Raw genomic sequence first — 26,982 nt, 5'->3', positions numbered from 1 at the left:
GGCAATCAGCCCCTCAATCACCGATGGCCGCTCAATCCAAAACAATGTGGTTTGACCCGCAACTACGCGCAAAGAGCGCCGAGCTTCGAGAGACGATCCGGAAGCTCAGCGATGCCTTATGCGAGCACGAGAGTGCGAGCGGCCTTCGCAAGCGGGCGCGGAAGGACGGCGACCGGGAGAAGTTTGCTGTCGCAGTTGAGGCGCTTGCCTGCAATCTGATACTGCTGAAGGCCGTCGCCACCGATGCTCTCCTTGCTGTGCCGCGCTCTCACAACTTCATCTGGCAGGGCACGGGACGAACAAACCCCGTGTTCGGGCAGCACTTCCTGACGTCCATCGATTTGTTGGTATCGCTGGGACTCATCACCGACAAGCAACGGGGCTACAGGGTTTCCGCCAAAGTGAAGGTGCCGTCGCTCATTGGGCCAACTGACCGCCTTGTGGAGCATCTGCCAATAGCACCGCCGGATTGGCGTGACGTGCATCAGATTGACGATCCGGTGTTGGTCATCCTCAAAGAAGGCAAGGACATCGAGGGCCGCGCCGCCGCCATTCCTTTTGCCGAGACCGCGCGGACCAAGAAGTTTGCGAACCAAATCCGCCGCATCAATAAGTCTCTGCGCGAAGCGGACATCGAGGTCATCGGTCAAAGCTCCAGCCTCTCTGTGGGAAAGGATGGCCAGATCATCGCCCCCTATCGTCGCTCGCTCCGCCGCATCTTCAATAACGGAACATGGCAACATGGCGGGCGGCTTGCTGGCGGTTTCTGGATGTCAATGGAGCGTTCGCAACGCGAGACTATCCGCGTCGATGGCGAACGGATTGCAGACGTTGATTATCGGCAACTCTTTCCACGTCTTGCCTATGTGCGGGCAGGACAGCCGCAGCCCGAGGGCGACATCTATGACGTGTTCGGAGATAGCACCGGGCGCGATGGCTGCAAGAAGCTGATGAATGCCCTCTTGTTTGCAGACGGCCCGCTGGGAAATTGGCCCGAGGACACGCGCCAACATTTCCCCGCAGGCACGAAACTCCGGCCGGCAATCGAGATGCTGACCGCACGCCATGCGCCTATCGCGAAGTTATTCGGAAGGGGACTGGGCTTCCAGTTGATGCGCATCGAGAGCGACATACTTATCGAGGTGATCACCTATCTGGCGAGCGTAGGTGTGACTGCTTTGCCGCTCCATGACGCCGTGCTCGTAGCGGAATCGAAGGCTGAGATCGCCGCAAAGGCCATGCGCGATGTTTTCGAGCGCTGGAGCGGCTCCCCGTGCGCGATTGTTTCGATCCGATTTCCGTCGAAAGAACAGTGACTTAGGTTCTTACGCCTCTGCTAATGGAGAGGGAGCTGTGTGGGGAAACTTTGAGGTGTAAGACTTGGAGGGTTAGCTCGGTGCCTCAAAGAGTTGCCCTCAAGTTGGGAGGGTGACGCCACCCCTCCTACATGGTCGGCCTCAAAGGACATCCCCTAAAACTAACCCTTCAGTCTAGTCCATATGTGCGGACCAAGGCGGTCTCAGTGCATACTCTTACGCAGCTTCCTAATGATCTCGCGGAGGTCATCGGCATACTCCTCGATGATGCGTCGAGCCTCCTCCATGCGCGTCGGCTTGGGCGTCGGACGTTTCTCGGTCTCTGGCTCGTCCATGCCTGAGACTTGGCAAGGGGACATAGGGGGCCATTGAGCTAAATCAACGGTCTCACTGTTCGGGCCTAACCCGAGGTCCGGTGCTCAAAGTGACCCCGCCTGACACCGGACGAAATTCAGGCCTAGCCCCGGATCCTCTTCTGGGGGACAAGCAGCCGATCAGGGGTCGTCTTCAAGGCACGAGCCAAGCGGGCCAGGACGATGATGGTGCAGTTGCGAGTGCCCCTCTCGACTTGACTGACATACGTGCGATCCAGCCCAGCCTCTAGGGCCAAATCCTCTTGGGACAGCCCTAGCCCTTTGCGGGCCTTGCTTGGGGCCTATCTTCACGCCAACTACAAAGACGATTCCTACGATAGCGCCCTTCGCGATGGCGCCGTGTTTGCTTGCTCAAAAATGGCGGCCTGTAAAGCGGCAGCAACCGAATATGCCAACACGCGCTAGCTAGGAGATAAACCGATTTCGGCTTGCGGGGACAAAACGGACACTGCTCAATGTCACGAGGCCGCTTGTGACCCAACCCGGATATCCGGCCGTGGCCGTATCACTGAAGGTGTCCGGAAGCGAAGCTCGGATGCTGGGAGGGATGGCAATGGCGAACATTGAACCGGCCGAACCGGCAGGGATTCGTCTTGACCGCATTTTGACTCGGAATTAGCTTTCCCAAGTCAGGATGCCGGTGGGGGCTGCTTTGCGCTTCGCTCCTCGCAATTGGCTTAAGCTACGCGTAGCGCCGGGGTCGACCGAAGCATATGCCATAGCGGTCGCTTGCGTTGCGATAGCTGCTCTCGTGCGGGCAGTCCTCGGCCTGATCGACAAGGACATTCTACCTTTACCGACTTTTTATCCGGCAGTGCTGATAGCCGCTTTGGTCGGTGGTTGGCAGGCTGGAATTCTTGCCACCGCCTTGGGAGGAATCATTGCTTGGTGGGCGTTCATGGCCCCCTCGTACTCATTCGCCCCATTAACCCCGGGGCAATCGATAGGTCTCGTTTCCCATGCTGTGGCGGCTCTGATCATCGTCTGGGGTGCAGATCATTACCGTGCTCTAGCCACGCGCCTTGAAAATGAGGAGGAACTGCGTAAGCTTGCGGTGGAGGAACTTGCACATCGATTGAAGAACAAGATCGCAACCATTCAGGCTGTTATCAGCTCCAAGCTTCGCGACAATCCTCAGCTTCGAGGTGAGATTCAGGGGCTCTTGCAGGCATTATCGGCGACGGACGAACTGGTTATGAAGTCCCAGGGTCGCGGTGCCAGTATTCAAGATATAATTGAGACCGAAGTGAAGCCCTACGATCGTGGCCAGATATACCGGGCTGGCCCCACCGTTTTTCTGCCGCCCAATTTGGCTATGACCATGGGGCTCGTGGTCCATGAACTCACCACCAATGCGGCGAAATACGGCGCGCTTTCGACCCCGCTCGGGCGATTAGCTATTACCTGGTCCGTTTCAGATGGACGTTTGACCGTAGACTGGCAGGAAAGCGACGGGCCCAAAGTATCTGCTTCAGATGTTGCCGGATTTGGAACGCGGCTGCTGGGACGCGCTTTGGATCAGTTCGGAGGAACGATAGTGAGAAAGCTTGAGCAGACCGGACTGGTGTGCAAAATGAGCCTTGATCTTCCCGTTACCTCAGACATTGCTTCACCACCCGCAGGCAGCGAAGACGGTGCGACCTTGAATTTGGGCGCAGGGGCACCACCAATGTGATGCTCGAACTCAAAGTCTGCCCAGCGCCTACAGGCTTAGCCCGCTATCACGCACCGAACAATTCAGTCTAGCAAAGTCACTTCCGCTGCTGGCCGATTTTGTTGCAAAAGTATTTTTGGGGCGGTGAACTGAAATTTTCAGAGCCGCTGATGCCTCTCGCGCCTCGCGATGTGAGGGACCATATCGTTTCACGCCAAAACGACCACGGACCTTCGTATCGGCGCCACGCAGCCTCGCAGCGACAGAGATGTGTCGAAATCGACTTTGGGGAGATTTTTGGCGTCGTCGGATTTTCGACTTTTGCAACAAAATCGGCCTATAGCGGACCTTGCAGGCCCTAAGAATTTTGTCGGCTAGCGGTGGCGTATGCGACGGCGATGGCCGGAAACCGAGTGATGGCGTTCGCCTTTGCTTTGATAGTCACGTCCCCATAACCCTCCGAGACATTGCGCGGCGCATGCCCCTGAATGGCGTCCAGCACGCGCATCTCAACGCCCTGATCGATGCCAATAGTTTTGAAGCGGTGGCGCCAGCCGTGGCTTGGATCAACGTTCTTGTCTTTCACCACCTCGCGCACGAACTCATTGACCTTATTCCGCGCCGTCTTCACCGCATTGCGCACGCCCAATTCGTCAGCCTTCGGATCAATGAATAGATAACCGCCCTTCGACCTCTCAAAGAATGCCAAGAAGCCCTCCTCGATGATTTGCCGATGCAGCACGACATCGCGCGCTTCATCTGTCTTCACCGGCCCCGCCTCAGGCGTGACATGCAGCACCCAGAGCTTGCCTTCGCGCCTAATGTCCTCTTTGCGAATCTGGATCATCTCGCCCACGCGGGCGCCCGTGAAGGCACACAGCCACGGCACCCACCGCTTAGCCGCTGCCAGCTTCGGGGCTTCCCGGCCGGGCACGAACTCGCGGGCATGCTTCAGGATGGCTATAGCCTCCGAATCATAGAACCCCTTGGACCGGAGCTTGCGCGACTTGCCGACCTTGATGGTTATGCCTGCGGCCGGATTGCTGGGCAGCCGACGATTGACCACCGCCCATCCAAACACGGTCTTCATGCCCGCGAGGTCACTGTCCTTCACGGTCTTGGGGCTTACGCCGCTCTGAACGCGATAGTCCTTGAAGCGAACGATGTCCTCGGGCGTCACCCGGCTCGCGGTGTCATGTTTCAGGAAGTTAACGAGACGCGCCATTGAGTTGCGATAACTCTCATAGGTGCTCTGCTTACGGCCGGCCCGCTTGGCTTCCTTCCACCAATCCTCGACTAAGCCGGTAAGGGAATTCTTGAAGGGGCCCCGCTTTGGCTGTTCCTTCGGCGCATCTGCCGGGGCCTGCCACTCGGGAAAGCGAGCGGCCTTGGGGTCGAGCGAATAGTCTCCCCCTGCATTCCGTTGGCGGCTCGCGAAGGCGTCACGCAGCGCCATCCAAAAGGCGGTGAGCAAGTAACCTCGCGATTCGCTGTCCACCCGCCGAATGCCCTTGGTCAGCAAAAGGCGATCCACTAGGGGGCCGAGGGGTTTCTCCAGCCGCTGGGGCTCGCCATCTTGGCCAACCTTCTCCCACATCGCCACGACGGCGGCCCAATAGTCCTGTTCGTCTTGGCTCTCGGTGTCCGGCGCCCAGCCGACTCCGGGCGTGTGCACCATGGCCACACTCCGGGCGCGGCTCTCACTGTCCGCCCAAACGCGATAGAGTTCGCCCGCAAGCGCCGTGGCCTGCTTGTGCGTCAGATGGGCGGGAGCATCGTTGCGGAGCGCCTCCCAAACGGTCTCCAGAGAGGCCGCAGCGACCGCCTGACGCCTTTTTGTCTCGCTCGGGTCCGCCGTGCGAAGGGAGAACCGGACGGCCTGAGCGCTCTCGCTGGGCGTCACGAAAACGAAGCCGTCGCCAAGCGGAATCGCGAGGGGAATACCAATCGCTTTCTCCCTAACATCGGTGGGAATGCGCTGCACGAAAAGAGAATTGCGAGAACCATCCCGGCGCATCGGCCGAACAACCCTATACAGCAATGTTACGCCCCATTGTTACACAGTATGGGTCAGCGCAACACTCTGATGGGGCTTAACTTCTTGGGAAAACTCTATTTCCAGAAGTGTGTGGTGCCCAGGAAAGGACTCGAACCTTCACGGCCGTTAAGCCACTGGCACCTGAAGCCAGCGCGTCTACCAATTCCACCACCTGGGCATGCCGTTTGGGGCACGGAGGCGGTTACTACGGTTCGGTGACGCGGTTGTCAATTCATGCTTGAACCTCGCTTCCGGATGCGGATTGCGCATCGCAAACCGGCCCGATACAAGCCTGATAACACGCACTCTTCCTGCAGGAATGGACCTCCATGGCATCGAATCTGGAAACTCTCGTCACGGTTTTCGGCGGATCGGGGTTTTTGGGCCGGAATGTCATCCGCGCGCTGTGCCGGCGGGACTACCGGATCCGGGTCGCGGTGCGGCGGCCGGAGCTGGCCGGCTACCTCCAGCCCTCCGGTAAAGTCGGGCAGGTTCACACCGTGCAGGCCAACTTGCGCTATCCGGCCTCGGTCGAGGCAGCGCTGCGTGATTCGCATGTCGTGATCAATCTGGTCGGCATCCTCGCCGAAGGCGGCGCGCAGAGTTTTGACGCCGTCCAGGCCAAGGGCGCCGAGACCGTCGCCAAGGCGGCCGCGGCCGCGGGGGCACGCCTGATCCATGTCTCGGCGATCGGCGCCGACGCTGAATCGCCCTCGCGCTACGCCCAGGCCAAGGCGGCCGGCGAAGCCGCGGTCTTGGCCGCGGTGCCGTCGGCGACGATCTTCCGTCCGTCCGTGATGTTCGGCCCCGAGGACCAGTTCACCAACCGCTTCGCGGCGCTGGCCCGGATGTCGCCGGTGCTGCCGCTGATCGGCGGGAGTACCCGGATGCAGCCGGTCTATGTCGGCGACGTCGCCACCGGGATCGCGGATGCCGTCGACGGCAAGGCCAAGGCGGGCGCCACCTACGAGCTCGGCGGACCGGAAGTGCTGACCATGCGCGAGATCATCGAGGCCATTCTCGAGATCACCGATCGCAAGCGGATGCTGGTGCCGCTGCCGTTCGGGCTGGCCCGCTTCCAGGCCAATTTCCTGCAATTCGCGCCCGGCGCGATGAAGCTGACCCCGGACCAGGTCACGCTGCTCGCGCGCGACAATGTCGTGTCGGATGCGGCGAAGGCCGCCGGCCTGACGCTGGAAGGCCTTGGTATCACCGCCGACTCGCTCGAAGCGATCGCCCCGCAATATCTCTGGCGTTTCCGCGCCGCCGGGCAATTCCAGCGCAAGAGCGCGTAACCATCCGCCGTCATGGCCGGGCTTGCGCCGGACATGACGAATGTGCGTACCGGGCTTACTGCCCCATGGCCAGCGCGATCAGGCCGAGCGTGCCGACGATCACGCGCCACCAGGCGAACACCACGAAACCGTGGCGGGTGACGTATTCCAGGAACGTCTTCACCACGATGATCGCGGTGACGAACGACACCACGAAGCCGATCGCGACGATGCCCATGTGGTCCATCGTCATCTCGGAGCGGTTCTTGTAGAAATCATAGGCGAACGCGCCGATCATGGTGGGGATGGCGAGAAAGAACGAAAATTCCGCCGCGGCGCGCTTGTCGGCCCCCAAAAACATTGCCGCGACGATGCTGGCGCCGGAGCGCGACACGCCCGGGATCATCGCGATGCACTGCGCGATGCCGATATAGAGATACATCAGCAGCGGAAACCGGGTGGCGTCATGCTCGCGCGCCTTGAGATCGAGCTTGTCGACCCAGAGCAGGATGGCGCCGCCGACGATCAGCGAGAAGCACACCACCCACGGATTGAACAACATGCTCTTGATGTATTTGCCGGCGACGAGACCAACGACGACAGCGGGCAGGAACGCCACCAGCACGCCGATCACGAAGCGGCGCGCATAGGCATCGCCCGTGAACATGCCGATCGCGACGTCCCACAATTTCTTGAAGTACAGCACGACGATCGCGAGGATCGCGCCGAGCTGGATCAGAACCGTAAACGAATCCCAGAACGCGCCCTCGCCGAGATGGAAGAAGCGCTCCGCAAGCAGCAGGTGACCGGTCGAGGACACGGGAAGGAACTCGGTCACACCCTCGATGATGCCGAGGATCACTGCCCGTATTGCGTCTGACATATTTACGGTCCATTTCCGCAGGAAAAGCGGGGCTCTTCTCGCCCATCCGCCCCATTGCTGCAATCGCAAAATGCGGCGTCACGCCCTTGCTTCGCGGTTTTGAATGACTAGTGTGGCGCCGCACAAACATTGATGGATTCTTAAGCACCATCAAATAGTCAAAGGCTTCATGTTCACGCTGTTTCATCATCCGTTCTGTCCGCATTCGCGGTTCATCCGCCTGATCGCGGGGGAATACGGGCTTGAGCTGAAGCTGGTTGAAGAGCGCAGCTGGGAGCGGCGCGAGGCATTTCTGCTGCTCAATGCGGCGGGCACGACGCCCGTTCTGGTGGACGACGAGCAGCCGCCCATTCCGGGCGCGGCGATCGTCGCAGAATATGTCGACGAGGCCTATGGCGCCGAGATGGGACTCAAGCGCCTGATGCCGGACACGATCGGCGAGCGCGTCGAGGTGCGCCGGCTGATGGCCTGGTTCAACGAAAAATTCTTCGAGGAGGTCTCCCACCCGCTCGTCACCGAGCGCATCTACAAGCGCTTCATGAGCGAGGACAATGGCGGCGGCCCGCCTTCGGCCGACGTGATGCGCGCCGCGAAGGCAAATGTGCGCTATCATCTGGCCTATATCGGCTGGCTGGCGCAGACGCGTAATTTCCTCGCCGGCGACCGGCTCAGTTACGCGGATCTCGCCGCCGCGGCGCACCTCTCGGCGATCGACTATCTGGGCGACGTGCCATGGAGCGAGGACGACGCAGCAAAGGCGTGGTACGCGCGGGTGAAATCCCGCCCGTCGTTCCGTCCGCTGCTGAGCGAATGGCTGGCGGGCGTACCGGCGTCGCGGACCTACGTGGACCTCGACTTCTGAACTCCGGTCCGACCGAACTGAAGACGGCGCTTGCAAACGAGGCACGCGCGCTCGGATTCGACTGCATCGGCGTCACAGAGCCCGGCACGATCGAAAGCGCCGGAAAACATTTTCTGGAATTCATCGCATCCGGCGGCCATGGCGACATGGACTGGCTCGCCGCGCAACCGGAGCGCCGGGTCGATCCGCGCGGGCTGTGGCAGGACGTGCGCAGCGTCATCATGCTCGGCGTCAATTACGGCCCCGACCAGGATCCGCTCGCGATCCTCGAACAACGCACGCGCGCGGCGATTTCGGTCTATGCGCAGGGCGACGACTATCACGACCTCATCAAGAAACGCCTGAAGGCGCTGGCGCGATGGCTGGTTGCGACCGCACCGTCCGACGTGAAAGTGTTCGTCGACACTGCCGCCGTGATGGAGAAGCCGCTGGCGCAAGCTGCGCATCTCGGCTGGCAGGGCAAGCACACCAATCTGGTCTCGCGCGAATTCGGCTCGTGGCTGTTTCTCGGCGCGATCTACACCACGCTGGAGCTGCCGCGCGACGACGCCGAGATCGATCATTGCGGCTCGTGCCGGGCGTGTCTCGACATCTGCCCGACCGCGGCCTTCCCCACGCCCTATAAGCTCGATGCGCGGCGCTGCATCTCGTACCTCACCATCGAGAACAAGGGGCCGATCCCGCGCGAATTTCGCAAGGCGATCGGCAACCGCATCTATGGCTGCGACGATTGCCTCGCGGCGTGTCCCTGGAACAAGTTCGCGCAGGAGGGTCGCGAGGCAAAGCTCGCGGCGCGTGACGAATTGCGCGCGCCAGGTCTCGCCGAACTCGCCCGGCTCGACGACGCTTCGTTTCGCGCGCTGTTCAAGAAGTCGCCGGTCAAGCGTATCGGCCGCGATCGTTTTTTGCGGAACGTGCTGATCGCGATCGGCAACTCCGGCGATCCGGCACTGGCGGACGAGGCGCGGCGATTGCTGGATGATGCGAGCCCGCTGGTGCGGGGGGCTGCGGTGTGGGCGCTGAGGCAGTTGTTGTCAGATGCAGGGTTCGCTGCAATGAGGGCAGCTGCAATCGCGGGCGAGCGCGATGACAGCGTACGCGAGGAGTGGCGGGCCGCGTCCTGATCTTCATCCTGAGGAGCGCGCTCTTCGCGCGTCTCGAAGGATAGAGGCCGAACTGAAAGAGCCGGGCCTTCATGGTTCGAGACGACGCTTCGCGCCTCCTCACCATGAGGATTGGGGACCTTGATTTCCCCACGCGTTCCTTCAATCTCGCGCGCCATGACAAACATGCCTTTCTTCACTTGCGACGGCGACACATTCCATCCGACGGAAGCCGCCAACGGTCCGTGGGATCCGAAATCGCTGCACGGACGCGTCATCATCGGCCTGCTCGGCTTCGCCATCGAGGAGCGGCATTCCGGCCCTGAATTCGTGCCGGCGCGGCTGACCGTCGACATGTTTCGGCTGCCGACCATCGACAAGCCGATCGAGGTGACGACGCGTCTCGTGCGCGACGGAATGCGCATCCGCGTCGTGGAAGCGGAATTCTTGTCCGGCGGCGTCGGCATGGCGCGCGCCTCGTGCCAGCTGTTGCGGCGAACGCAGAATCCGGAAGGCAATGTCTGGTCGCCGCCGAACTGGGACGTACCGAAGCCCGCCGACATTCCCAAGCCCACCGATCCCAGGCTCGGCATGAACGGCAAATGGGCGACGCGGCCGATCGTCGGCCATATGGGCTCGCTCGGGCCACGAAAACTCTGGATGAGCGAGGTGCGCGAGCTGGTGGCGGGCGTGCCGATGACGCCGTTCGTCCACGTCGCCACCGGCGCCGATTTCGCCAGCCCGTTCGCGAACGCCGGCGACAAGGGGCTCGGCTACATCAACAGCGACGTCACGATCTATCTGCACCGCTTGCCGGTGACGAACTGGATCGGCTTCGACGTGGTCAACCACCAGGCCACCGACGGCGTGGCAATCGGCGAATGCTGGCTCTATGACGAAGCGGGCCCGATCGGCACCGCCACGGTCGCGGCGCTGGCGCAGCGCAAGCCGATTGCAAAGCCACCGCCGCCTTAACCGTCAGGACAAATGCCGCTTCATCTCCGGCCGCGCCTTGAGCTCAGCGCCCTGCCTGGCGACGATCTTGGCGATGCGCTCGGGCGCAAACTTCAGATCGACAAACGCCGGCGCGGTGTTGGCGACCTCGTGATAGCTGACGATCTTGCCGTCGCGTAGCGTCATGATCGCGACGCCCTCGAACATCGCCCGCGCGCCATTCGCCTCGGGCAAGGTCGAGCGGTAGCTGAACGTGTAGCGCGCATAGAGCGTGGTGCCGTCGGACACGGGATCGTGCATGTCCCAGCGAAAATCGGTGGCCGTGCGATAAAACCAGTCGTCGATCATCGCGGCGATGTTCTCGCGGCCGTCGAAGGCGCCGTAGAACACGTCGTGATAGACGCCGTCCTCGGTGAAGAGGCTGGCAAATGCTTTCCCGTCGCGTTGTTCGACGGCGTCGCAGAAGGCGCGCAGCATGGCGGTGGTCATCGCATTGCCTCCCAGTGCTTCTTATTGTGTCCTCGCCCCTTGCGGGAGAGGGCAGCTCCGCTCGTTGACACGCATTCACTTGGGTGAGGGGTCTGTCTCCGCGGAGAGAACCCCTCATCCGGCTTCGCTTCGCGAAGCCACCTTCTCCCACAAGGGTGGAAGGAAGAAAGCACTTCACCCGATCTCGGCCACCGCGGCAAGAATGCGCGCGATGTCTTGCGGGCGGGAGAGACGGTGATCGCCGTCCTGGATCATGGTCAGCACGACGTCGTCGGCCGGCAGGCGATGTGTCAGCGCGAACGCGTGCTGCCAGGGTACATCAGGATCCTGCGCGCCTTGCAGGATGCGGACGGGACAGCCGAGATCGATGGCGCTGCCGAGCACGAGGTGCTTGCGCCCCTCCTCGATCAGTTTTCGCGTGATCGGATAGGGCGAGCCGTCGCCATAGTCCGACGGCCGCAGCCAGACACCCTTGGTCTCGATTTCTTTCTTCACCGCGGCCGGAAAGTTCTTCCACATCAGCTCCTCGGTGAAGTCGGGCGCCGGCGCGATCAGCACCAGGCCCGCCAGCGACGCCTTGGCTTGCTGTTTCTCTTGACGCTTCTTGATTTCGCGCGCGAGCAGCAGCGCCATCCAGCCGCCCATGGACGAGCCGATCAGGACTTGTGGGCCGTCGCAGAACCGTTCGAACACCGCCACGCTATCCTCGAGCCAGCTCCCGATGGTTCCATCGGCGAAGTCGCCGCCGGATTCGCCGTGGCCGGAATAGTCGAACCGGACCACGGCACGGCCGCGATCCCTGGCCCATTCGTCCAGCGCCACGGCCTTGCTGCCCTGCATGTCCGACTTGAACCCGCCGAGCCAAACCAGTCCCGGTCCTTGTTCAGGTCCTTGCCCAGGTCCTTGCCCGCGCCGACTGCGCACCGCGATCCGGCGTGCGGACGGGCCCTCGCCCACATCGATGAAGTCGAGCACGGCATCGGGAATTGGGTGATTCATGGAACGTTTACTCTGACTGTGCGGTTTGATCTGTCCGGACGTGCTCCGCAGCGCAGCCGGACATCGGCATTGGCCCTTTGGGACGCTTGCGGAACAGAAGCAAGGTGTCTATGTCGGTCTTCGTGCCCCGGCGTGGCCAAAATGCCTCGCAGTTGAGGCTTTTTCGACCGCCGCACGAGCGAATTGCTTGCCGGCAACCGTATCTTCCTGCAAAATAGCCGCCTCTTTTCATAACTTTGGAGAACCACCCATTCGCCGTCCCAATAAAGCCCCACCCACTGCCGCCAAAGACGGGCCGCGCATCAATGACGATATTCGCAATGCGCAGATCCAGCTGATCGATCAGACCGGTGACAACAAGGGCACCATCGAGACCGTCGCGGCTATCCGCCTGGCCCAGGAGGCCGGCATGGATCTGGTCGAGATCTCGCCGAACGTCAGCCCTCCCGTCTGCAAGATCATGGACTACGGGAAGTATAAGTATTCCGCGCAGAAAAAAGCTGCCGAAGCCCGCAAGCGGCAGAAGATCGTCGAGATCAAGGAGATCAAGCTCCGCCCGATGATCGACGACCACGATTACGAAGTTAAGATGCGCGCGATGCAGCGGTTCTTCGAAGAGGGCGATAAGGTCAAGATCACTCTGCGCTATCGCGGCCGCGAAATGGCGCACCAGGAGATCGGCACCAAGCTGCTCGACAAGATCAAGACCGACGTCGCCGAGCTCGCCAAGGTGGAGCAGGACGCGCGGTTCGAGGGCCGTCAGGTCGTCATGGTGCTGGCGCCGCGCTGACGCTGACACCGCTACTTTGAATTAGCGAATTCAACGGCCCGTCCGGATTTCCGGCGGGCCGTTTTGTTTTCTTGCCTCTCCCACTTGCGGGAGAGGGAGCGCACCGTCCTCTTGGGCGATAGTTACGTCCTTGTCGCGTGCCAGGTGCCGCTGCAGCGGTCGCCGGAGATGATGCCGTGCCAGGAACCGGCGCCGGCCATGCCGGCAAGCCGGCCGCCGCCGCTGGCATGGGACGCCCCGACCGAGACCCGGACTGCAACGGAGCCGCTGCGATTGACCTTGCCGGAGACTCGGCCACCGCCGGCGGACAACACCCGACCGCCGGCGACGGTAAAGGGAACGCTGTAGCCGGAGCTGCAATTGCCGCGGGTGGCGGCGAAGGTGACGTTCCAGACGCCGTCATAGCGGTCGATGCGAGCATCGGCGGTCGACGGAAACGCAGCAATGGCGAGCACGGCCAGCGCCAGGCGGCGCGGACGAGCGAAATCAGTCAAAAGCGATTGGGAAAAATGGGACATTTTGGTCCTGCTCCGCGCGGCATGTCTTGGACATGAGGATAGCAATTACGGATAGTCGCCAGGTAAGTTCCACGCGTTCACCGTTGCCAATTGGCTTGTCCTCTGTCATAAGCCCAGCCTTCATCGCCCGGCTGATTAAGGGCTGCCGCGGCGGTGTCCGTGCGGGTTTCGCGCTAGTTCGCAAAAACCTGAGCACAATCAACGCTCTAACGAGCATTTTAGACGGCCAGCCGCCTTCACGGGCGGCATTCTGTTGTGGCCATAGGAGAGCAAAATGCCCAAGCTGAAGACCAAATCGGGCGCCAAAAAGCGCTTCAAGGTGACTGCCACCGGCAAAGTGATGTTCGCCCATCGCGGCAAACGTCACGGCATGATCAAGCGGACGAAGAAGCAGATCCGTCAGCTTCGCGGCACCAGCGTGCTGTTCAAGACCGACGGCGACAACGTCAAGAAGTACTTCTTGCCGAACGCCTGATCGCGTCCACGATCATTGCCACCAGCGCCGCAACTTTCGCGGCGATCCGAAAACCAAGTCATCTCTGAAGGAAATTTGTCATGGCTCGCGTCAAACGCGGTGTGACCGCCCACGCCAAGCACAAGAAAGTCTACAAGGCCGCCAAGGGTTTCCGCGGCCGCCGCAAGAACACCATCCGCACTGCCAAGCCGGCGGTCGACAAGGCCATGCAGTACGCCTTCCGTGACCGCAAGCGCAAGAAGCGGACGTTCCGTGCGCTTTGGATCCAGCGCATTAACGCTGCCGTCCGTCCGTTCGGCCTGACCTACAGCCGTTTTATCGACGGCATGGCCAAGTCCGGGATCACCGTGGACCGCAAGGTGCTGTCGGATCTCGCGATCAACGAGCCCGCGTCGTTCCAGCTGATCGCCGAGAAGGCCAAAGCTGCGCTCGCGGCCTAAGAGGCCGCGCTAGCGGGCTTTCGAGCCCGCAGCCTTCAGCGCGCGCTGCGAGTAGCGCTGGGCGATCTCCGCCCGGCAGAATGCCGTGAACGACAGATACATGGTGCCGGATTTATTCCGGTACTTTCGGTCGCAAACGCGCATCTCGCGTTGGTAGGCCTGTTTCCGCACCACGTTGAGGCCGGGCATGAAGTCCGCCTCGCATTTCTTCTCGACGGCGGCACCGAGCTGGACATCGCCGCTCGCGGTCAATTGGCAATCCTGAAACACCTTCATCGCGCTTTTGCAGCCCTTCTGGGCACCGATGGTGTCGACGACCTCGTCCAGCGTCATGGATTTCTCCATGCAGACCATGGCGCGCGCCGGGGTGCCGGCGACAGAGAGAGCGACGGCCAGAACAGCCAGACCGGATCTTGAGAGCATCGCGAAAGCCTCCTCGTATCCCCTTGGTGCCAAGCCCCTGCGCGAGGTTCAACCCAGCCGTTCGTCAGCCCGAAATGACCGGCTTTTCGCTTGACGTTACGGCCTTCGGGCGGCGACAACCCAGCCGAATTTGGCAGCAGGGATTTGACCGTGTCCGACCTCGCAACGCTCGAAACATCCATCCTCGACCAGATCGCCGCCGCCGGAGACGAGGCCGCCCTCGAGGCGGTGCGCGTCGCAGCCCTCGGCAAGAAAGGTTCGATCTCGGCGCTTCTTGCCACGCTCGGAAAAATGTCGCCGGACGAGCGCAAGACGCAAGGCGCTGCGATCAATCAGGCCAAGGACAAGGTCACCGAGGCCCTCGCCGCGCGGCGCGACGTTTTGAAATCGGCGGCGCTCGACGCGCGGCTCGCGTCAGAAACGATCGACGTCACCCTGCCGCTGCGCGATGCACCGACTGAAGCTGGCCGCATTCATCCGCTGAGCCAGGTCTGGGACGAGCTGACCACGATCTTCGCCGACATGGGATTCTCGGTCGCCGAAGGTCCTGACATCGAGACCGACGACTACAACTTCACCAAGCTGAATTTTCCCGAAGGCCATCCCGCGCGCGAGATGCACGACACGTTCTTCTTCCATCCGAAGGAGGATGGCTCGCGCATGCTGTTGCGCACACACACCTCGCCGGTGCAGGTGCGCACCATGCTAAGTGAGAAGCCGCCGATCCGCGTGATCTGCCCGGGCCGCACCTATCGCATCGATTCGGATGCGACCCACACGCCGCAATTCCACCAGGTCGAAGGCCTTGTCATCGACAAGCACTCGCATCTCGGCCACCTCAAATGGATCCTGCACGAGTTCTGCAAGGCGTTCTTCGAGGTCGATCACATCAACATGCGCTTCCGGCCCTCGTTCTTCCCGTTCACCGAGCCGTCGCTGGAAGTCGACATCCAGTGCCGCCGCGACAAGGGCGAGATCCGCTTCGGCGAGGGCGAAGACTGGCTGGAGATTCTCGGCTGCGGCATGGTGCATCCGAACGTGCTGCGCGCCTGCGGTATCGATCCCGACGAGTACCAGGGCTTTGCCTGGGGCATGGGCATCGACCGCATCGCCATGCTGAAATACGGCATCGCCGATCTGCGCCAGCTGTTCGACAACGACGTCCGCTGGCTGTCCCATTACGGCTTCAAGCCGCTGGAAGTGCCGACCCTCGCGGGAGGGCTGAGCTCGTGATGGCACTACTCAGCCATACGATGACTCTCTCCGTTCCCTGTGCGGAGACAGCCCTCTCCCTGACCCTCCCCCGCAAGCCGGGGAGGGAATGGATGGAGCGAGCGCGTGGCGTTTGCCCCTTGGGTACCAATGCTCTGTCCGCTCGACAGCTCGAACTCCCTCCCCCGCCTGCGGGGGAGGGTCAGGGAGAGGGTGTTTCCGCAATGGGGCTGCCGATGGTCGATCCTGAATATCCGGATTGGAAAGTGCCGGCCCGCCTGCGAGCTAATGCACGCGCGCTCAGACGCAACTCGACCGATGCGGAGCGCGTCCTCTGGTCGGAGCTGCGCGCCGGCCGATTGAACGGCATGGTTTTCCGTCGCCAAGTGCCGATCGAGCACTACGTCGCCGACTTCATCTGCCATGCGGCCAAGCTTGTCATCGAACTCGATGGCGGCCAGCACTTCTCAGAGGAAGGTGAGCGCGCCGATGCACGGCGGTCTGCCGTGATCGAAGCGGGAGGCTTCAAGGTGCTCCGTTTCAGCAACCTCGACGTCATGACCAATCGTGCTGGCGTTCTCGAAACAATTGCTACCACCGTTACGGAGAGAGCCCCCACCCCAGCCCTCCCCCGCAAGCGGGAGAGGGAGCAGAACGCCTCCGTGGAGAAAAAGCAGCCATGAAATTCACCCTCTCCTGGCTGAAGGATCATCTCGACACCGACGAGCCGCTGGAAAAGCTCGCCGAGAAGCTCACCATGATCGGGCTTGAGGTCGAGAGCATCGAGGACAAGGCGAAGGCGCTGAAGCCGTTCACCATCGCGAAGGTGATTTCCGCCGAGCAGCATCCGAATGCGGATCGGCTGCGCGTCTGCATGGTCGACACCGGTGACGGTGGCGCGCCCGTGCAGGTCGTGTGCGGCGCGCCGAATGCGCGGACGGGTCTCGTCAGTGTGTTCTCGCCGCCCGGGACCTACATTCCCGGCAAGGACATCACGCTCGGCGTCGGCACCATCCGCGGTGTCGAAAGCCGCGGCATGCTGTGCTCGGCGGCCGAGCTGCAGATCTCCAACGACCATGACGGCATCATGGAACTGCCGGCCGATGCGCCGATCGGCGCTGCTTACGCCGCATGGGCCGGCCTCGGCGATCCCGTGGTCGAGATCAATCTGACGCCGAACCGGCAGGACTGCACCGGCGTGCACGGCATCGCGCGCGATCTTGCCGCCGCCGACATGGGCAAGTTCAAAGACCCCACCATCAAGCCGATCAAGGGCGAATTCCCGTGTCCGGTGACGGTCACGGTCGAAGACGCCGCACTGTGCCCGGGCTTTGCGCTTCGTCTCGTGCGCGGCGTCAAGAACGGCCCGTCGCCGGAATGGCTGCAGAAGCAGCTGACCGCGATTGGCCTGCGTCCGATCAACGCGCTGGTCGATATCACCAACTTCATGACTTACGACCGCGCACGGCCGCTGCACGTGTTCGACGCGAGGAAAGTGAAGGGCAATCTCGTGGTGCGCCGCGCCCGTGACGGCGAGACGCTGCTCGCGCTCGACGGCCGCAGCTACAATCTCGATCCCGCGATTTGCGTGATCGCGGACGAGCACGGCGTCGAATCGCTCGCCGGCATCATGGGCGGCGAGGCCTCGGGCTGCGACGAGACCACCACCGACGTGCTGATCGAATCGGCGCTGTGGAACGAGATCAACATCGCCCAGACCGGCCGCAAGCTCGGCATCAATTCGGATGCGCGCTACCGCTTCGAGCGCGGTGTCGACCCGGCCTTCATGGTCCCCGGGCTGGAGCTCGCGACCAGGCTGGTGATGGAGATGTGCGGCGGCACGCCGTCGGAGAACGTCGTGGTCGGCAAGACCTTCGGCGATGACCGCGTGATCGATTTTCCGGTCACCGAGGTGAAGCGGCTCTCGGGCATCGAGGTGCCCATGCCGGAGATGAAGCGCATCCTGACCCATCTCGGCTTCATGATGGCGGGCCCGGGCCCCGTCGTGAAGGTCGCGGTGCCGTCGTGGCGCTCCGACGTGCACGGCAAGGCCGACATCGTCGAGGAAGTCGTCCGCATCTTCGGCGTCGACAAGGTGCCGATGACGCCGTTCGAGCGCGGCGAGGACGCACGCAAGTCCGTGCTGACCACGCTCCAGCTCCGCACCCGCCGCGCGCGGCGCGCGCTGGCGAGCCGCGGCATCATCGAAGCGGTGACCTGGTCCTTCATCACCAAGTCTGCGGCAAAACTGTTCGGCGGCGGCCAGCGCGAACTCGAAGTCGCCAACCCGATCGCGGCGGACCTCTCCGACATGCGCCCGACGCTGTTGGCGGGCCTGATCGCGGCGGCGCAGGCCAATGCCGATCGCGGCTTTGGCGATGTCGCGCTGTTCGAGGTCGGGCAGGTGTTCAAGGGCGATCGCCCGCAGGATCAATTCACGGCGGCAAGCGGTGTCCGCCGCGGCTTTGCGTCGTCGCAAGGCCTGGGACGGCATTGGTCGGGTTCGGCGCAGGCTGAATTGTTCGACGCCAAGGCCGATGCGCTTGCGGTGCTGGCTGCTGCCGGCGCGCCGATGCAGGCACTTCAAATCGTCGCGGGCGGCCCGTCCTGGCTGCATCCCGGGCGCTCCGGCACGATCCAGATCGGGCCGCAGAACGTGCTGGGTTATTTCGGCGAGATGCATCCGCGCGCGCTCGAGGCGCTCGGTGCCGGCGGCCCGCTGATGGTGTTCGAGGTGATCCTCGACCGCGTCCCCGAGGCGAAGAAGAAGCCGACCCGCGCCAAGCCCGCCATCGAGCTGTCGGCCTTCCAGCCTGTTACGCGCGATTTTGCCTTCATCATCGACCGCACCGTAAAGGGCGGCGACATCGTGCGCGCGGCCCAGAGCATCGACAAGAAGCTGATCACCGGCGTGAACGTGTTCGACGTCTACGAAGGCAAGGGCATCGACGACGGCAAGAAGTCGATCGCGATCGCGGTGACGATCCAGCCACGCGAGAAGACGCTGACCGACCAGGAGATCGAGGCCGTCGCCGCGAAAATCGTGGCGGAGGTGACGAAGAAGACCGGCGGCACTTTGCGAGCATGACGCCGGAAAGTGTGAAGCGGTATTCGGACAACGTCATGCTCCAGCAGCGAAGAGCATGAGTCTCACTGACTTTCTCCCGAAGGACGTCAGCCTCACCATTGCGATGGCGCTCTGCGCCGTCGCTTTCGTTTCGGGCACCGCGCGCGGCTTCTCCGGCTTCGGCTCGGCGCTGATCTTCATGCCGCTGGCGAGCAGCATCGCGACGCCGCGGCTCGTTGCCGCGCTGCTCCTCGTGATCGATTTCATCGCGGCCGCGCCGCTGCTGCCTGACGCCTGGCGCAAGGCGGATCGCAAGGCCACCGCGGTGATCGTGCTCGGCGCACTGGTCGGCGTACCCGTCGGCACCTATTTCCTCAGCGTGCTCGAGCCCGTCACGACGCGCTGGATCATCTCCTGCTTCGTCGCCGCGCTGTTGCTTCTGCTGCTGTCGGGCTGGCGCTATCGCGGCAAGGACCACGCCTGGCTCTCGGTCGGCATCGGCAGCCTCTCCGGGTTCTGCAGCGGCCTCGCACAGACCGGCGGCCCGCCGATCGTCGGCTACTGGCTCGGCCGCCCGGTCGCATCGATCGTCGCGCGCGCCAACATCTTGCTGTTTTTTGGCGCGTCGGATTTTTTCTCGATGGTCAGCTATGCGACCACAGGACTGATCTCGCGCGAATCGCTCGTGCTCTCGCTGATCGTCGGCCCGGTCTATGCGATCGGCGTCGCCTTCGGCGCCTCGCTGTTCGGTCGCGCCAGCGAGAAAATGTTCCGCGCGATTTGCTACGGGCTGATCGCGATAGCGGTGATCGCCGGGCTGCCCGTGTTAGACGGCATACTGCGCTAGTTGCCCTGCCGTCGCGGCGCACGCCGCCTCTTCGTCGACTGCGTCGGGACATCGCTCGGCTCATCCTTCAGCGCACCGATCTTGCGTAGTGCCGCGTCCGCGGCGCGCTCGCCGCTTTCCCAGGCGCCGTCGACGGTGCCCCAGAGGGACTCGTGCGTGGCTTCGCCGGCGAGGAACAGGTTGCCGATCGGCTCGGCCAAAATCTTTCGCGAGAGCTGACCGCCGGGCGAGGCCGCCGACATCGCACCCATCACGAAAGGCGAGGCGTTCCAGCGTGTCGCGCTGGCTTTCTGCACGGCGGCCGCGACTTCGCTGCCGAACAGTTTTGTGATCCATTCCCTGGCGAAGGCCGTCATCGCCTTCTCGCCCTGCTCGGAGAGATCGCGGCCGAACGAGCCGCCGACATCGATCGAGCACAGCGAGGAGCCGCCGATATTGGCGAACATCAGCGCCGTGCGCGTCGAGTTGCTCTGTTCGATCAGGATGTCGTCGCGCGACAGGCCCAACGGGTTACCCGGCAATTGCAGCACGATATGATCGTAGCTTCCGAGGGTGAGCTTCGAGGCGGCGTCGAGCGTGCGCTTGGGAATGTCAGGCCCAAACTTGATCGCACCCGAGGTCAGCACATTGGTCGAGACCGTGATGATGGCGGCGCGTGCGGCAATCCTGCCGGCCTGCGTCTCCACACTGACGTCGCGATTGCTCCAGACGATGCGGCTCGCCGGCGTCGACAGCGCGACCGGCGCCTGCTCACCGAGCCTGGTGATCAGAGTTCCCAGGCCCTGGCGGCAGGCGATCGCGGCGTTGCGATCCTGCGCGCGCGCCTTGTCGATCGCCGAAAGCTCCCTCAGGTCCTTGCCGGCGAAGCTCGCGCCCAGCATGAACTCGGCCGCGCCGGCCCAGTCGCCGAGATCCTTCGGCAGCGCCGATGCGCAAGCCGTATCGAGCTTGCCGCGCCCGGCCTCGTCGATGGCGCGGTTGGCGCGCACCAGCGCCGCCAGGAATTCCTCGGTCTCGCCGGCGCGCGCATTGCGGCGGCCGATGCGCATCTTCTGGCCCGATGGCGCCGGCAGCACGTCGAGCCCTGCACTGCGCGCCAGCCGGATCATCGGATTGGTGTCGGGATTGTGCATCCAGCGCGCGCCGCGATCGAACGGCGTGTCGAAGGTCGTCGTGTCGGTGATGCAGCGCCCGCCGATCTTGCCTGCAGCTTCCACCACCACGACCTTGCGATTGGCCGCCATGATGCGCCGCGCTGCGGCAATTCCGGCCGCGCCCGCGCCGATCACGACAATGTCAGCCTCGCGCGGCAGGGTCGCCGCGGTTGCGCGCAGGACCGGCATCGCGGCAAGGCCCGCCGACGCCGATAGAAAGCTGCGGCGCGTGATTGTCATGTCATGGTTTCCGGAGACTTGCGGCAAACGGGAACAGCTAGCGAACCTTGCCGCATCCGATGTTGCACGGCAACTATCATGGTGAATCAATCGTGCTTGACCTCACAGAGCTATGAACCGAATTGCAAGACGTTTCGACCATGATAGAGAAGAGAAAAAGGCGGCCGGAAAAGGCCGTGGGGAGAGTTCGACATGGGGACGGTCCTAGACTCAGCCGGCAAGCTTATTGCCGCGTACCTCTCGAAGGAGGTGCCGGGCTATGAGCCGTTCACGCCGAGCGACCCGGAGCATCTGCGCGGCGTCATCGAGCCCGGCGACGTGCTGCTGGTCGAGGGCAACAACCGCATTTCCGGCATCATCAAATATCTGACGCAGTCGACGTGGTCGCATGCCGCACTCTATGTCGGCCCGATCGAGGGCGCCGAGGAACCCGACGGCGAGCCCCACGTGCTGATCGAGGCCAATATCGGCGAGGGCGTCACCTCCGCGCCGCTTTCGAAATATTTCCCCTATCACACCCGGGTCTGCCGTCCGGTCGGGCTGTCCTATGAGGACCGCACCACGGTCTGCCGCTATGCGATCAACCGCATCGGCTTCGGCTACGACACCAAGAACATCGTCGACCTGATGCGCTTTCTGTTTCCGCTGCCGATCCCGCAGCGCTGGCGGCGCCGCATGATCTCGATCGGCTCGGGCGATCCCACCAAGATCATCTGCTCGGCGCTGATCGCGCAGGCCTTCGACGCGGTGCGCTATCCGATCCTGCCCAAGATCACCAAGGCCGGCAGTCGTGCTGCCCGCCGCGAGATCCTGCATATTCGCGATTCCTCGCTCTACATGCCCCGCGACTTCGACATCTCGCCCTATTTCGAAGTCGTCAAACCCACCATCGTGCACGGTTTCGACTACACCGCCCTGCACTGGGCCGACAAGCAGAAGCCGCTCGAGGAGGTAGCCGGCACCTTCAGTGTCTTTCCAGAAACGCTCAGTGCGCCGCCGCTCGTTCCTGAAGCGATTGACAAAGAGGCGCCGGATCAAATTCCGGCTGAGCAAGTGATGCGTGAGGCGGTTGCGGAGATGAGCGTCGCCTTCTCCGATCATTTTGTGCTGCTGGACGAGCTCGCGAAGTACCGCGCACGGGGACGGGCGCAGGAGATGGCGGCGTAGAAACGTCCGCCGTCGTGCCCGGCGATTGGGGTGGTGCTCGCCTCCCTCAACGCCGTCATTGCGAGCGAAGCGAAGCAATCCAGACTGTCACCGCGGTGGGATTCTGGATTGCTTCGCTTCGCTCGCAATGACGTTGGAAACCTAGCGCTCCGCCCGCCCGATCACCGCCATCAGCTCCGCGATCTTCTCGCGCTGGTCGGCCTTGTCGCCGCTCGCGATCGCATGCTCGACGCAATGGGCGACGTGGTCCTTCAAAACCTCTTCCTCGACCCGGCGCAGCGCGGCTCGCACCGCCGAGATCTGCGTGACGATGTCGATGCAGTAGCGGTCCTCCTCGACCATTTTCGAGAGGCCGCGAACCTGACCTTCGATCCGGCCGAGACGTTTTCCGACGGATGCCTTGATGTCCTTGCGCATGGTGGCTATATACCCCCCCAGGGTATAAGTTGCAAGGCCGGAGCATGGCAATGAACGACGCCGAACACGGACACCACGACAAGCCGGAAACACATTCCGGATGCGACTGTTCCAGCAAAGCGGCGCCGGCCGCCAAGCCCGCGGCTTCCTCCTGCTGCGGCGATCACGACCACGGCGCCGTCGCGACAAGAGTCCTCGACCCCGTCTGCGGCATGACGGTCGATCCCGCGACCTCAAAACACCGGTTCGACCATCACGGCAAAACCTTCCATTTCTGCTCGGCCGGCTGCCGCACCAAATTCGCCGCCGATCCGGCAAAATATCTTGCCAAGAAGAACGAAGAGCAGAAGACACCCGAGCCCGAGATGCCCGCGGGCACGATCTACACCTGCCCGATGCATCCGGACGTACGCCAGGTCGGACCGGGGAGCTGCCCGATCTGCGGCATGGCGCTGGAGCCGGAGGTCGCGAGCCTCGACAGCGGTCCCAACCCCGAGCTCGCCGACATGACGCGGCGGTTCTGGATCGGCGGTGCGCTGGCGCTGCCGGCGGTGGTGCTGGAGATGGGCGGCCATCTCGCGGGCCCGCATAACTGGATCGATCCGACGCTGTCGAACTGGATCCAGCTCGTTTTCGCCACGCCCGTCGTGCTGTGGGCGGGCTGGCCGTTCTTCCTGCGCGGCTGGCAGTCGCTGCTAACGCGCAACCTCAACATGTTCACGCTGATCGCGATGGGCACGGGCGTTGCCTATGTCTACAGCCTGATCGGCACCATCGCGCCGCAGATCTTCCCCGCGACCTTCCGCGGCCATGGCGGCGCGGTCGCCGTCTATTTCGAAGCGGCTGCTGTGATCACCGTGCTGGTGCTGCTCGGCCAGGTGCTGGAGCTGCGCGCCCGCGACGCGACGTCCGGCGCGATCAAGGCGCTGTTGCAGCTCGCCCCGAAGACCGCGCGCCGCGTCGAGCCTGATGGCAGCGAACATGAGGTCGAGATTGATACGCTCCATGCCGGCGATCGTCTGCGCGTTCGTCCCGGCGAGAAGGTGCCCGTCGACGGCACCATCCTCGAGGGCCGCTCTTCGCTCGACGAGTCGCTCGTGACGGGGGAATCCATGCCGGTCACCAAGGAGAGCGGCGCAAAAGTCATCGCCGGTACGTTGAACCAGTCGGGCAGCTTCATCATGCGCGCCGACAAGGTCGGGCGCGAGACGCTGCTGTCGCAGATCGTGCAGATGGTTGCCGACGCACAACGCTCGCGCGCGCCGATCCAGCGGCTGGCCGACCAGGTCGCGGGCTGGTTCGTGCCAACGGTGATCGCCGTCGCGCTCGCAGCCTTCGCTGCCTGGGCCTGGTTCGGGCCGGAGCCGCGGCTTGCCTTCGGGCTCGTTGCCGCCGTCAGCGTGCTGATCATCGCCTGCCCCTGCGCGCTCGGGCTCGCCACCCCGATGTCGATCATGGTCGGCGTCGGACGCGGTGCGCAAGCGGGCGTGCTGATCAAGAACGCCGAGGCGCTGGAGCGGATGGAGAAGATCGACACATTGGTGGTCGACAAGACCGGCACGCTGACCGAGGGCAAGCCGAAGGTGGTCGCGATCGTGGCGGCCGCCGGTTTTGCGGAAGATGACATCCTGCGCCTTGCGGCCAGCGTCGAGCGCGCCAGCGAGCATCCCTTGGCCGACGCGATCATGCGCGCGGCGAAGGACAAGCAGCTCGCACTGGGCCAGGTCGAGCAATTCGATTCGCCGACGGGCAAGGGCGCGACCGGCGAGGTCGACGGCAAGACCATCGTGCTCGGCAATGCCAAATATCTGACGTCGATCGGCATCGACACCAAAGCGCTTGATACCGAGGCCGAACGGCTGCGCGGCGACGGCGCAACCGTGATCAACATGGCCGTCGATGGGCGGCTTGCCGGCCTGTTCGCGATCGCCGATCCGGTCAAGGCTTCCACCCCGGAGGCGCTGAAGGCATTGGCGGCCGAAGGCATCAAGGTCATCATGCTGACCGGCGACAACCGCACAACGGCGGAAGCGGTGGCACGCCGGCTCGGCATTGCCGAGGTCGAGGCCGAGGTGCTGCCGGATCAGAAGAGCGCGGTGGTGACAAGGTTGCAAAAGGCCGGCCGCAGCGTCGCGATGGCCGGTGACGGCGTCAATGACGCGCCGGCGTTGGCCGCCGCCGAAGTCGGCATCGCCATGGGCACCGGCACTGACGTGGCCATGGAGAGCGCTGGCGTCACCCTGCTCAAAGGCGATCTCACCGGCATCGTCCGTGCACGAAAGCTGTCGCAGGCGACCATGAGCAACATCCGGCAAAACCTGTTCTTTGCCTTCATCTACAACGCCGCGGGCATTCCGATCGCGGCCGGTATCCTCTATCCGGCGTTCGGCGTGTTGCTGTCGCCGATCATCGCCGCGGCCGCGATGGCGCTGTCCTCGGTGAGCGTCGTTGGAAATGCGCTGCGGCTGAGGGCAACGCAGCTGTGAGCCTCGCCAAATCCGTGTAAAACGGCATCGAGCGGCGCGAGGGAGCATTTTTCATGCAGCGAATTACGATCACGATCGAGGACGATCTGCTGGCGGAGATCGACGCGGCGGCGGAAGCGCGCGGCTATCAGAACCGGTCCGAGATGATTCGCGATCTCGCCCGCGCCGGCCTGCAACAGAGCAGCGAGAACATCGCACAGACCGGCCCCTGCGTCGCCGGCCTCGTCTATGTCTACGACCACGCCGCCCGCGATCTCTCAAAACGCCTGGTGCAGGAATTCCACGGCCATCACGACCTCGCGCTGGCGACGCTGCATGTCCATCTCGACGACAACAATTGCATGGAGATGACGGCGCTTCGCGGCGATGCCGGCGAGGTCAGACATTTCGCCGAGCACATCATCGCCGAACGCGGCGTCCGCTACGGCCGCGTGGTGATGATCCCGACGGGTGAAGGCAAGCAGGCGAAGGCACGGAAGCACGGGCACCGGCATGAGTAGGAGTTATCCTCTCGTACCCCGGACGCAGCGCAGCACAGAGTGATGCGCTGCTGAGCCGGAGCCCATCTCACCGCTAGCGCAAGCTCCTGGGTCCCGGCTCTGCGTCGCGTCATTTCATGCCGCGCCGCGTCCGGGACACTCTTCATGATGTTCAACCTCTGCCAGGCCTTCGGCTTCTGCGGCTTCGCCAATCCGATCGCGCCGCTGCTGGCTTCGAGCTTCGCCGACAGGTTCGAACGGCGATGGATCATCGCGGGGGCATGGGCCGCCATCATCATCTTCGGCATGGCGTTCGCCCGGCTGACCGAGCCTTCGCTGCTGATCATCTGCGGCGTGCTGCTGACAGCCTGCAACACGACGATGTCCTACGCCTACCACGCCTATCAGACCGAGGTGTTCCCGACCCAGGTCCGCGCGCGTGCCTCCGGCCTCGTCTATTCGATGAGCCGGCTGAGCGCGACGTTCTCAGGCTTCATCGTCGCCTACATGCTGAAGGAGGCTGGCGTCACCGGCGTGTTCCGCCTGATCACCGCGGCGATGTTGATCGTGGTGGTCGCCATGACGCTGTTCGGCCCGAACGTGCGCGGCAAGCCGCTCGATGTGGTGTAGTTCGTCATTGCGAGCGTAGCGAAGCAATCCAGGCTGCCTCTGCGGAGCGATTCTGGATTGCTTCGCTGCGCTCGCAATGACGGAAGAGAGACCCTCTCCCCGCAACAACGCTAGGGCATGCACATATCTGGTGCGACGGATTGACTCGGGTCGAGGGTGAGGGGTTCCAGAATCGGGAATCCGTGTGATCTCTATGACGGCACTTCTGATCGGATGGAGGTGCCGCCATGCTGTCACGAATTGACTGGACGCTGGGCCGGTTCGGGGATCGTCGTCTCGATAAAGGGGGGCGGCGCTTGTCGGACGCATGGTTGCTGGCAAGAATGTCTGCCTGCGGCAGCTTTCGAGAGGAGACCGTAACCTGGAGGTGCGGTTCAACCGCTTTCTCGGTCATGACAAGGTGACAGCGGAGCGGATCATCGAAAGCTGGAGTGAAAGCACGGTTGCAGCTGTCGAGGGCCGCCACGTTTTGGCGATCCAGGACACCAGTGAGATCCACTTCAAGACCACACCGCAACGCCGTCGCGGGCTTGGGGAAATCGGCAAGGGCAATAACCACGGCGTGCTGCTGCACCCGTTGCTGGCGGTGGATGCAAACAATGGCACCTGCCTGGGACTTTTGAGCGGCGAAGTGTGGACGCGTGAGGGCCGTCGGACCGTCTCGCATGACAGCCGCGAGCTGTCGGACAAG

General features: G+C 63.2%; 25 protein-coding genes, 1 tRNA gene and 2 pseudogenes. 18 read left to right on the top strand and 10 right to left on the bottom strand.

From position 1 onward, the window contains the following. The first annotated feature begins 23 nt into the window (after nucleotides 1-23). Nucleotides 24-1,316 carry a hypothetical protein gene (locus tag ABIB00_RS22725; protein ID WP_354105928.1) on the top strand — a complete coding sequence of 431 codons (1,293 nt, stop codon included), beginning with the start codon at nucleotides 24-26 and terminating at the stop codon, nucleotides 1,314-1,316. A 457-nt stretch (nucleotides 1,317-1,773) separates the two neighbouring features. On the opposite strand, the pseudogene ABIB00_RS22720 reads toward ABIB00_RS22725, so the two are convergent. Next, nucleotides 1,774-1,944: pseudogene (locus ABIB00_RS22720) on the bottom strand (helix-turn-helix domain-containing protein); the annotation flags it as partial. 380 nt (nucleotides 1,945-2,324) lie between these two features. Here ABIB00_RS22720 and ABIB00_RS22715 point away from each other — a divergent pair. Further along, nucleotides 2,325-3,365: a sensor histidine kinase gene (locus ABIB00_RS22715; protein WP_354105927.1), complete on the top strand. Its 1,041-nt coding sequence runs from the start codon at nucleotides 2,325-2,327 to the stop codon at nucleotides 3,363-3,365. A 337-nt stretch (nucleotides 3,366-3,702) separates the two neighbouring features. Here the strand turns inward: ABIB00_RS22715 and ABIB00_RS22710 are convergent, their stop codons facing one another. Next, complete coding sequence (locus tag ABIB00_RS22710) at nucleotides 3,703-5,361, bottom strand: site-specific integrase (protein WP_354105926.1); 1,659 nt, start codon at nucleotides 5,359-5,361, stop codon at nucleotides 3,703-3,705. 112 nt (nucleotides 5,362-5,473) lie between these two features. Beyond that, a tRNA-Leu gene (locus ABIB00_RS22705) sits at nucleotides 5,474-5,560 on the bottom strand. A gap of 151 nt (nucleotides 5,561-5,711) precedes the next feature. On the opposite strand from ABIB00_RS22705, the gene ABIB00_RS22700 reads away from it, so the two are divergent. Beyond that, nucleotides 5,712-6,677: a complex I NDUFA9 subunit family protein gene (locus tag ABIB00_RS22700; RefSeq protein WP_354048867.1), complete on the top strand. Its 966-nt coding sequence runs from the start codon at nucleotides 5,712-5,714 to the stop codon at nucleotides 6,675-6,677. A 55-nt stretch (nucleotides 6,678-6,732) separates the two neighbouring features. Here the strand turns inward: ABIB00_RS22700 and ABIB00_RS22695 are convergent, their stop codons facing one another. Continuing rightward, complete coding sequence (locus ABIB00_RS22695) at nucleotides 6,733-7,539, bottom strand: undecaprenyl-diphosphate phosphatase (protein WP_354105925.1); 807 nt, start codon at nucleotides 7,537-7,539, stop codon at nucleotides 6,733-6,735. A 169-nt stretch (nucleotides 7,540-7,708) separates the two neighbouring features. On the opposite strand from ABIB00_RS22695, the gene ABIB00_RS22690 reads away from it, so the two are divergent. The 3 genes from ABIB00_RS22690 to ABIB00_RS22680 all read left to right on the top strand — a co-directional run bounded on the left by ABIB00_RS22690 (nucleotide 7,709) and on the right by ABIB00_RS22680 (nucleotide 10,479). Beyond that, nucleotides 7,709-8,401: a glutathione S-transferase family protein gene (locus ABIB00_RS22690; RefSeq protein ID WP_354105924.1), complete on the top strand. Its 693-nt coding sequence runs from the start codon at nucleotides 7,709-7,711 to the stop codon at nucleotides 8,399-8,401. Beyond that, nucleotides 8,350-9,525: a tRNA epoxyqueuosine(34) reductase QueG gene (gene queG / locus ABIB00_RS22685; RefSeq protein WP_354105923.1), complete on the top strand. Its 1,176-nt coding sequence runs from the start codon at nucleotides 8,350-8,352 to the stop codon at nucleotides 9,523-9,525. Before ABIB00_RS22690 ends, queG begins: the two co-directional genes overlap by 52 nt. A gap of 156 nt (nucleotides 9,526-9,681) precedes the next feature. Then, nucleotides 9,682-10,479 carry an acyl-CoA thioesterase domain-containing protein gene (locus ABIB00_RS22680; RefSeq protein WP_354105922.1) on the top strand — a complete coding sequence of 266 codons (798 nt, stop codon included), beginning with the start codon at nucleotides 9,682-9,684 and terminating at the stop codon, nucleotides 10,477-10,479. A 3-nt stretch (nucleotides 10,480-10,482) separates the two neighbouring features. On the opposite strand, the gene ABIB00_RS22675 is transcribed toward ABIB00_RS22680, so the two are convergent. Together ABIB00_RS22675 and ABIB00_RS22670 are read right to left on the bottom strand one after the other, a co-directional pair. Then, nucleotides 10,483-10,947: a nuclear transport factor 2 family protein gene (locus ABIB00_RS22675; RefSeq protein ID WP_354105921.1), complete on the bottom strand. Its 465-nt coding sequence runs from the start codon at nucleotides 10,945-10,947 to the stop codon at nucleotides 10,483-10,485. Nucleotides 10,948-11,121: 174 nt separating this feature from the next. Next, nucleotides 11,122-11,946, bottom strand: coding sequence for an alpha/beta hydrolase (locus tag ABIB00_RS22670; RefSeq protein ID WP_354105920.1), 825 nt, complete (start codon nucleotides 11,944-11,946; stop codon nucleotides 11,122-11,124). 250 nt (nucleotides 11,947-12,196) lie between these two features. On the opposite strand from ABIB00_RS22670, the gene infC reads away from it, so the two are divergent. After that, the gene (gene infC, locus ABIB00_RS22665) at nucleotides 12,197-12,736 is read left to right on the top strand and encodes a translation initiation factor IF-3 (protein WP_085349942.1); all 540 of its coding nucleotides are present in this window, start codon (nucleotides 12,197-12,199) and stop codon (nucleotides 12,734-12,736) included. Nucleotides 12,737-12,858: 122 nt separating this feature from the next. Here the strand turns inward: infC and ABIB00_RS22660 are convergent, their stop codons facing one another. After that, nucleotides 12,859-13,254 carry a hypothetical protein gene (locus tag ABIB00_RS22660; protein WP_354105919.1) on the bottom strand — a complete coding sequence of 132 codons (396 nt, stop codon included), beginning with the start codon at nucleotides 13,252-13,254 and terminating at the stop codon, nucleotides 12,859-12,861. A 274-nt stretch (nucleotides 13,255-13,528) separates the two neighbouring features. On the opposite strand from ABIB00_RS22660, the gene rpmI reads away from it, so the two are divergent. Next, complete coding sequence (gene rpmI / locus ABIB00_RS22655; RefSeq protein WP_027535561.1) at nucleotides 13,529-13,729, top strand: 50S ribosomal protein L35; 201 nt, start codon at nucleotides 13,529-13,531, stop codon at nucleotides 13,727-13,729. An 80-nt stretch (nucleotides 13,730-13,809) separates the two neighbouring features. After that, complete coding sequence (rplT, locus tag ABIB00_RS22650; protein ID WP_354105918.1) at nucleotides 13,810-14,169, top strand: 50S ribosomal protein L20; 360 nt, start codon at nucleotides 13,810-13,812, stop codon at nucleotides 14,167-14,169. 9 nt (nucleotides 14,170-14,178) lie between these two features. Here rplT and ABIB00_RS22645 read toward each other — a convergent pair whose 3' ends face one another. Then, nucleotides 14,179-14,592: a hypothetical protein gene (locus ABIB00_RS22645; protein WP_354105917.1), complete on the bottom strand. Its 414-nt coding sequence runs from the start codon at nucleotides 14,590-14,592 to the stop codon at nucleotides 14,179-14,181. A gap of 150 nt (nucleotides 14,593-14,742) precedes the next feature. Here ABIB00_RS22645 and pheS point away from each other — a divergent pair, with 150 nt between their 5' ends. The 4 genes from pheS (at nucleotide 14,743) to ABIB00_RS22625 (ending at nucleotide 19,718) form a co-directional block, all read left to right on the top strand. After that, nucleotides 14,743-15,825 carry a phenylalanine--tRNA ligase subunit alpha gene (gene pheS, locus ABIB00_RS22640; protein ID WP_247352684.1) on the top strand — a complete coding sequence of 361 codons (1,083 nt, stop codon included), beginning with the start codon at nucleotides 14,743-14,745 and terminating at the stop codon, nucleotides 15,823-15,825. Between the two features lie 203 nt (nucleotides 15,826-16,028). Continuing rightward, nucleotides 16,029-16,487 carry an endonuclease domain-containing protein gene (locus ABIB00_RS22635; RefSeq protein WP_354105916.1) on the top strand — a complete coding sequence of 153 codons (459 nt, stop codon included), beginning with the start codon at nucleotides 16,029-16,031 and terminating at the stop codon, nucleotides 16,485-16,487. Next, nucleotides 16,484-18,892 (top strand): phenylalanine--tRNA ligase subunit beta, encoded by a 2,409-nt coding sequence (gene pheT, locus ABIB00_RS22630; RefSeq protein WP_354105915.1) that lies wholly within the window; start codon nucleotides 16,484-16,486, stop codon nucleotides 18,890-18,892. Before ABIB00_RS22635 ends, pheT begins: the two co-directional genes overlap by 4 nt. 55 nt (nucleotides 18,893-18,947) lie before the next feature. Beyond that, nucleotides 18,948-19,718, top strand: a complete 771-nt coding sequence (locus ABIB00_RS22625; RefSeq protein WP_354105914.1) for a sulfite exporter TauE/SafE family protein — start codon at nucleotides 18,948-18,950, stop codon at nucleotides 19,716-19,718. Here ABIB00_RS22625 and ABIB00_RS22620 read toward each other — a convergent pair. Then, complete coding sequence (locus ABIB00_RS22620; protein ID WP_354105913.1) at nucleotides 19,715-21,112, bottom strand: flavin monoamine oxidase family protein; 1,398 nt, start codon at nucleotides 21,110-21,112, stop codon at nucleotides 19,715-19,717. The genes ABIB00_RS22625 and ABIB00_RS22620 overlap by 4 nt on opposite strands. Before the next feature lie 192 nt (nucleotides 21,113-21,304). Between ABIB00_RS22620 and ABIB00_RS22615 the strand changes: the two genes are divergently transcribed. Next, on the top strand, nucleotides 21,305-22,279 hold the full coding sequence (locus ABIB00_RS22615) for a YiiX/YebB-like N1pC/P60 family cysteine hydrolase (protein ID WP_354105912.1): 975 nt from the start codon (nucleotides 21,305-21,307) through the stop codon (nucleotides 22,277-22,279). 141 nt (nucleotides 22,280-22,420) lie between these two features. Here ABIB00_RS22615 and ABIB00_RS22610 read toward each other — a convergent pair whose 3' ends face one another. Beyond that, on the bottom strand, nucleotides 22,421-22,696 hold the full coding sequence (locus ABIB00_RS22610; protein ID WP_007598521.1) for a metal-sensitive transcriptional regulator: 276 nt from the start codon (nucleotides 22,694-22,696) through the stop codon (nucleotides 22,421-22,423). A 50-nt stretch (nucleotides 22,697-22,746) separates the two neighbouring features. On the opposite strand from ABIB00_RS22610, the gene ABIB00_RS22605 reads away from it, so the two are divergent. The 4 genes and pseudogenes from ABIB00_RS22605 to ABIB00_RS22590 form a co-directional block, all read left to right on the top strand. Further along, on the top strand, nucleotides 22,747-25,182 hold the full coding sequence (locus tag ABIB00_RS22605) for a heavy metal translocating P-type ATPase (protein ID WP_354105911.1): 2,436 nt from the start codon (nucleotides 22,747-22,749) through the stop codon (nucleotides 25,180-25,182). Between the two features lie 53 nt (nucleotides 25,183-25,235). Further along, the gene (nikR, locus tag ABIB00_RS22600) at nucleotides 25,236-25,682 is read left to right on the top strand and encodes a nickel-responsive transcriptional regulator NikR (RefSeq protein ID WP_247443086.1); all 447 of its coding nucleotides are present in this window, start codon (nucleotides 25,236-25,238) and stop codon (nucleotides 25,680-25,682) included. A gap of 144 nt (nucleotides 25,683-25,826) precedes the next feature. After that, complete coding sequence (locus ABIB00_RS22595) at nucleotides 25,827-26,291, top strand: MFS transporter (RefSeq protein ID WP_354105910.1); 465 nt, start codon at nucleotides 25,827-25,829, stop codon at nucleotides 26,289-26,291. Between the two features lie 307 nt (nucleotides 26,292-26,598). Then, nucleotides 26,599-26,982 (top strand): annotated as a pseudogene (locus ABIB00_RS22590) (IS4 family transposase); the annotation flags it as partial.

Source organism: Bradyrhizobium sp. LB14.3 (assembly GCF_040547985.1).
GTDB lineage: Bacteria > Pseudomonadota > Alphaproteobacteria > Rhizobiales > Xanthobacteraceae > Bradyrhizobium.
The sequence above is the reverse complement of the archived record's forward strand: the minus strand, read 5'-3'. Positions and strand labels throughout refer to the sequence as shown.

What these genes read in the sequence shown, in the direction of transcription:
- ABIB00_RS22625 (WP_354105914.1), top strand. Translation starts at nt 18,948, where the DNA reads ATGAGTCTCACTGACTTTCTCCCGAAGGACGTCAGCCTCACCATTGCG.
- ABIB00_RS22690 (WP_354105924.1), top strand. Translation starts at nt 7,709, where the DNA reads ATGTTCACGCTGTTTCATCATCCGTTCTGTCCGCATTCGCGGTTCATC.
- ABIB00_RS22700 (WP_354048867.1), top strand. Translation starts at nt 5,712, where the DNA reads ATGGCATCGAATCTGGAAACTCTCGTCACGGTTTTCGGCGGATCGGGG.
- ABIB00_RS22695 (WP_354105925.1), bottom strand. Translation starts at nt 7,539, where the DNA reads ATGTCAGACGCAATACGGGCAGTGATCCTCGGCATCATCGAGGGTGTG.
- rpmI (WP_027535561.1), top strand. Translation starts at nt 13,529, where the DNA reads ATGCCCAAGCTGAAGACCAAATCGGGCGCCAAAAAGCGCTTCAAGGTG.
- ABIB00_RS22620 (WP_354105913.1), bottom strand. Translation starts at nt 21,112, where the DNA reads ATGACAATCACGCGCCGCAGCTTTCTATCGGCGTCGGCGGGCCTTGCC.
- ABIB00_RS22645 (WP_354105917.1), bottom strand. Translation starts at nt 14,592, where the DNA reads ATGCTCTCAAGATCCGGTCTGGCTGTTCTGGCCGTCGCTCTCTCTGTC.
- ABIB00_RS22680 (WP_354105922.1), top strand. Translation starts at nt 9,682, where the DNA reads ATGACAAACATGCCTTTCTTCACTTGCGACGGCGACACATTCCATCCG.
- rplT (WP_354105918.1), top strand. Translation starts at nt 13,810, where the DNA reads ATGGCTCGCGTCAAACGCGGTGTGACCGCCCACGCCAAGCACAAGAAA.
- queG (WP_354105923.1), top strand. Translation starts at nt 8,350, where the DNA reads ATGGCTGGCGGGCGTACCGGCGTCGCGGACCTACGTGGACCTCGACTT.
- ABIB00_RS22670 (WP_354105920.1), bottom strand. Translation starts at nt 11,946, where the DNA reads ATGAATCACCCAATTCCCGATGCCGTGCTCGACTTCATCGATGTGGGC.
- ABIB00_RS22725 (WP_354105928.1), top strand. Translation starts at nt 24, where the DNA reads ATGGCCGCTCAATCCAAAACAATGTGGTTTGACCCGCAACTACGCGCA.
- ABIB00_RS22675 (WP_354105921.1), bottom strand. Translation starts at nt 10,947, where the DNA reads ATGACCACCGCCATGCTGCGCGCCTTCTGCGACGCCGTCGAACAACGC.
- ABIB00_RS22595 (WP_354105910.1), top strand. Translation starts at nt 25,827, where the DNA reads ATGATGTTCAACCTCTGCCAGGCCTTCGGCTTCTGCGGCTTCGCCAAT.
- ABIB00_RS22605 (WP_354105911.1), top strand. Translation starts at nt 22,747, where the DNA reads ATGAACGACGCCGAACACGGACACCACGACAAGCCGGAAACACATTCC.
- nikR (WP_247443086.1), top strand. Translation starts at nt 25,236, where the DNA reads ATGCAGCGAATTACGATCACGATCGAGGACGATCTGCTGGCGGAGATC.
- ABIB00_RS22615 (WP_354105912.1), top strand. Translation starts at nt 21,305, where the DNA reads ATGGGGACGGTCCTAGACTCAGCCGGCAAGCTTATTGCCGCGTACCTC.
- pheT (WP_354105915.1), top strand. Translation starts at nt 16,484, where the DNA reads ATGAAATTCACCCTCTCCTGGCTGAAGGATCATCTCGACACCGACGAG.
- ABIB00_RS22635 (WP_354105916.1), top strand. Translation starts at nt 16,029, where the DNA reads ATGGGGCTGCCGATGGTCGATCCTGAATATCCGGATTGGAAAGTGCCG.
- ABIB00_RS22660 (WP_354105919.1), bottom strand. Translation starts at nt 13,254, where the DNA reads ATGTCCCATTTTTCCCAATCGCTTTTGACTGATTTCGCTCGTCCGCGC.
- ABIB00_RS22715 (WP_354105927.1), top strand. Translation starts at nt 2,325, where the DNA reads ATGCCGGTGGGGGCTGCTTTGCGCTTCGCTCCTCGCAATTGGCTTAAG.
- ABIB00_RS22710 (WP_354105926.1), bottom strand. Translation starts at nt 5,361, where the DNA reads ATGCGCCGGGATGGTTCTCGCAATTCTCTTTTCGTGCAGCGCATTCCC.
- ABIB00_RS22610 (WP_007598521.1), bottom strand. Translation starts at nt 22,696, where the DNA reads ATGCGCAAGGACATCAAGGCATCCGTCGGAAAACGTCTCGGCCGGATC.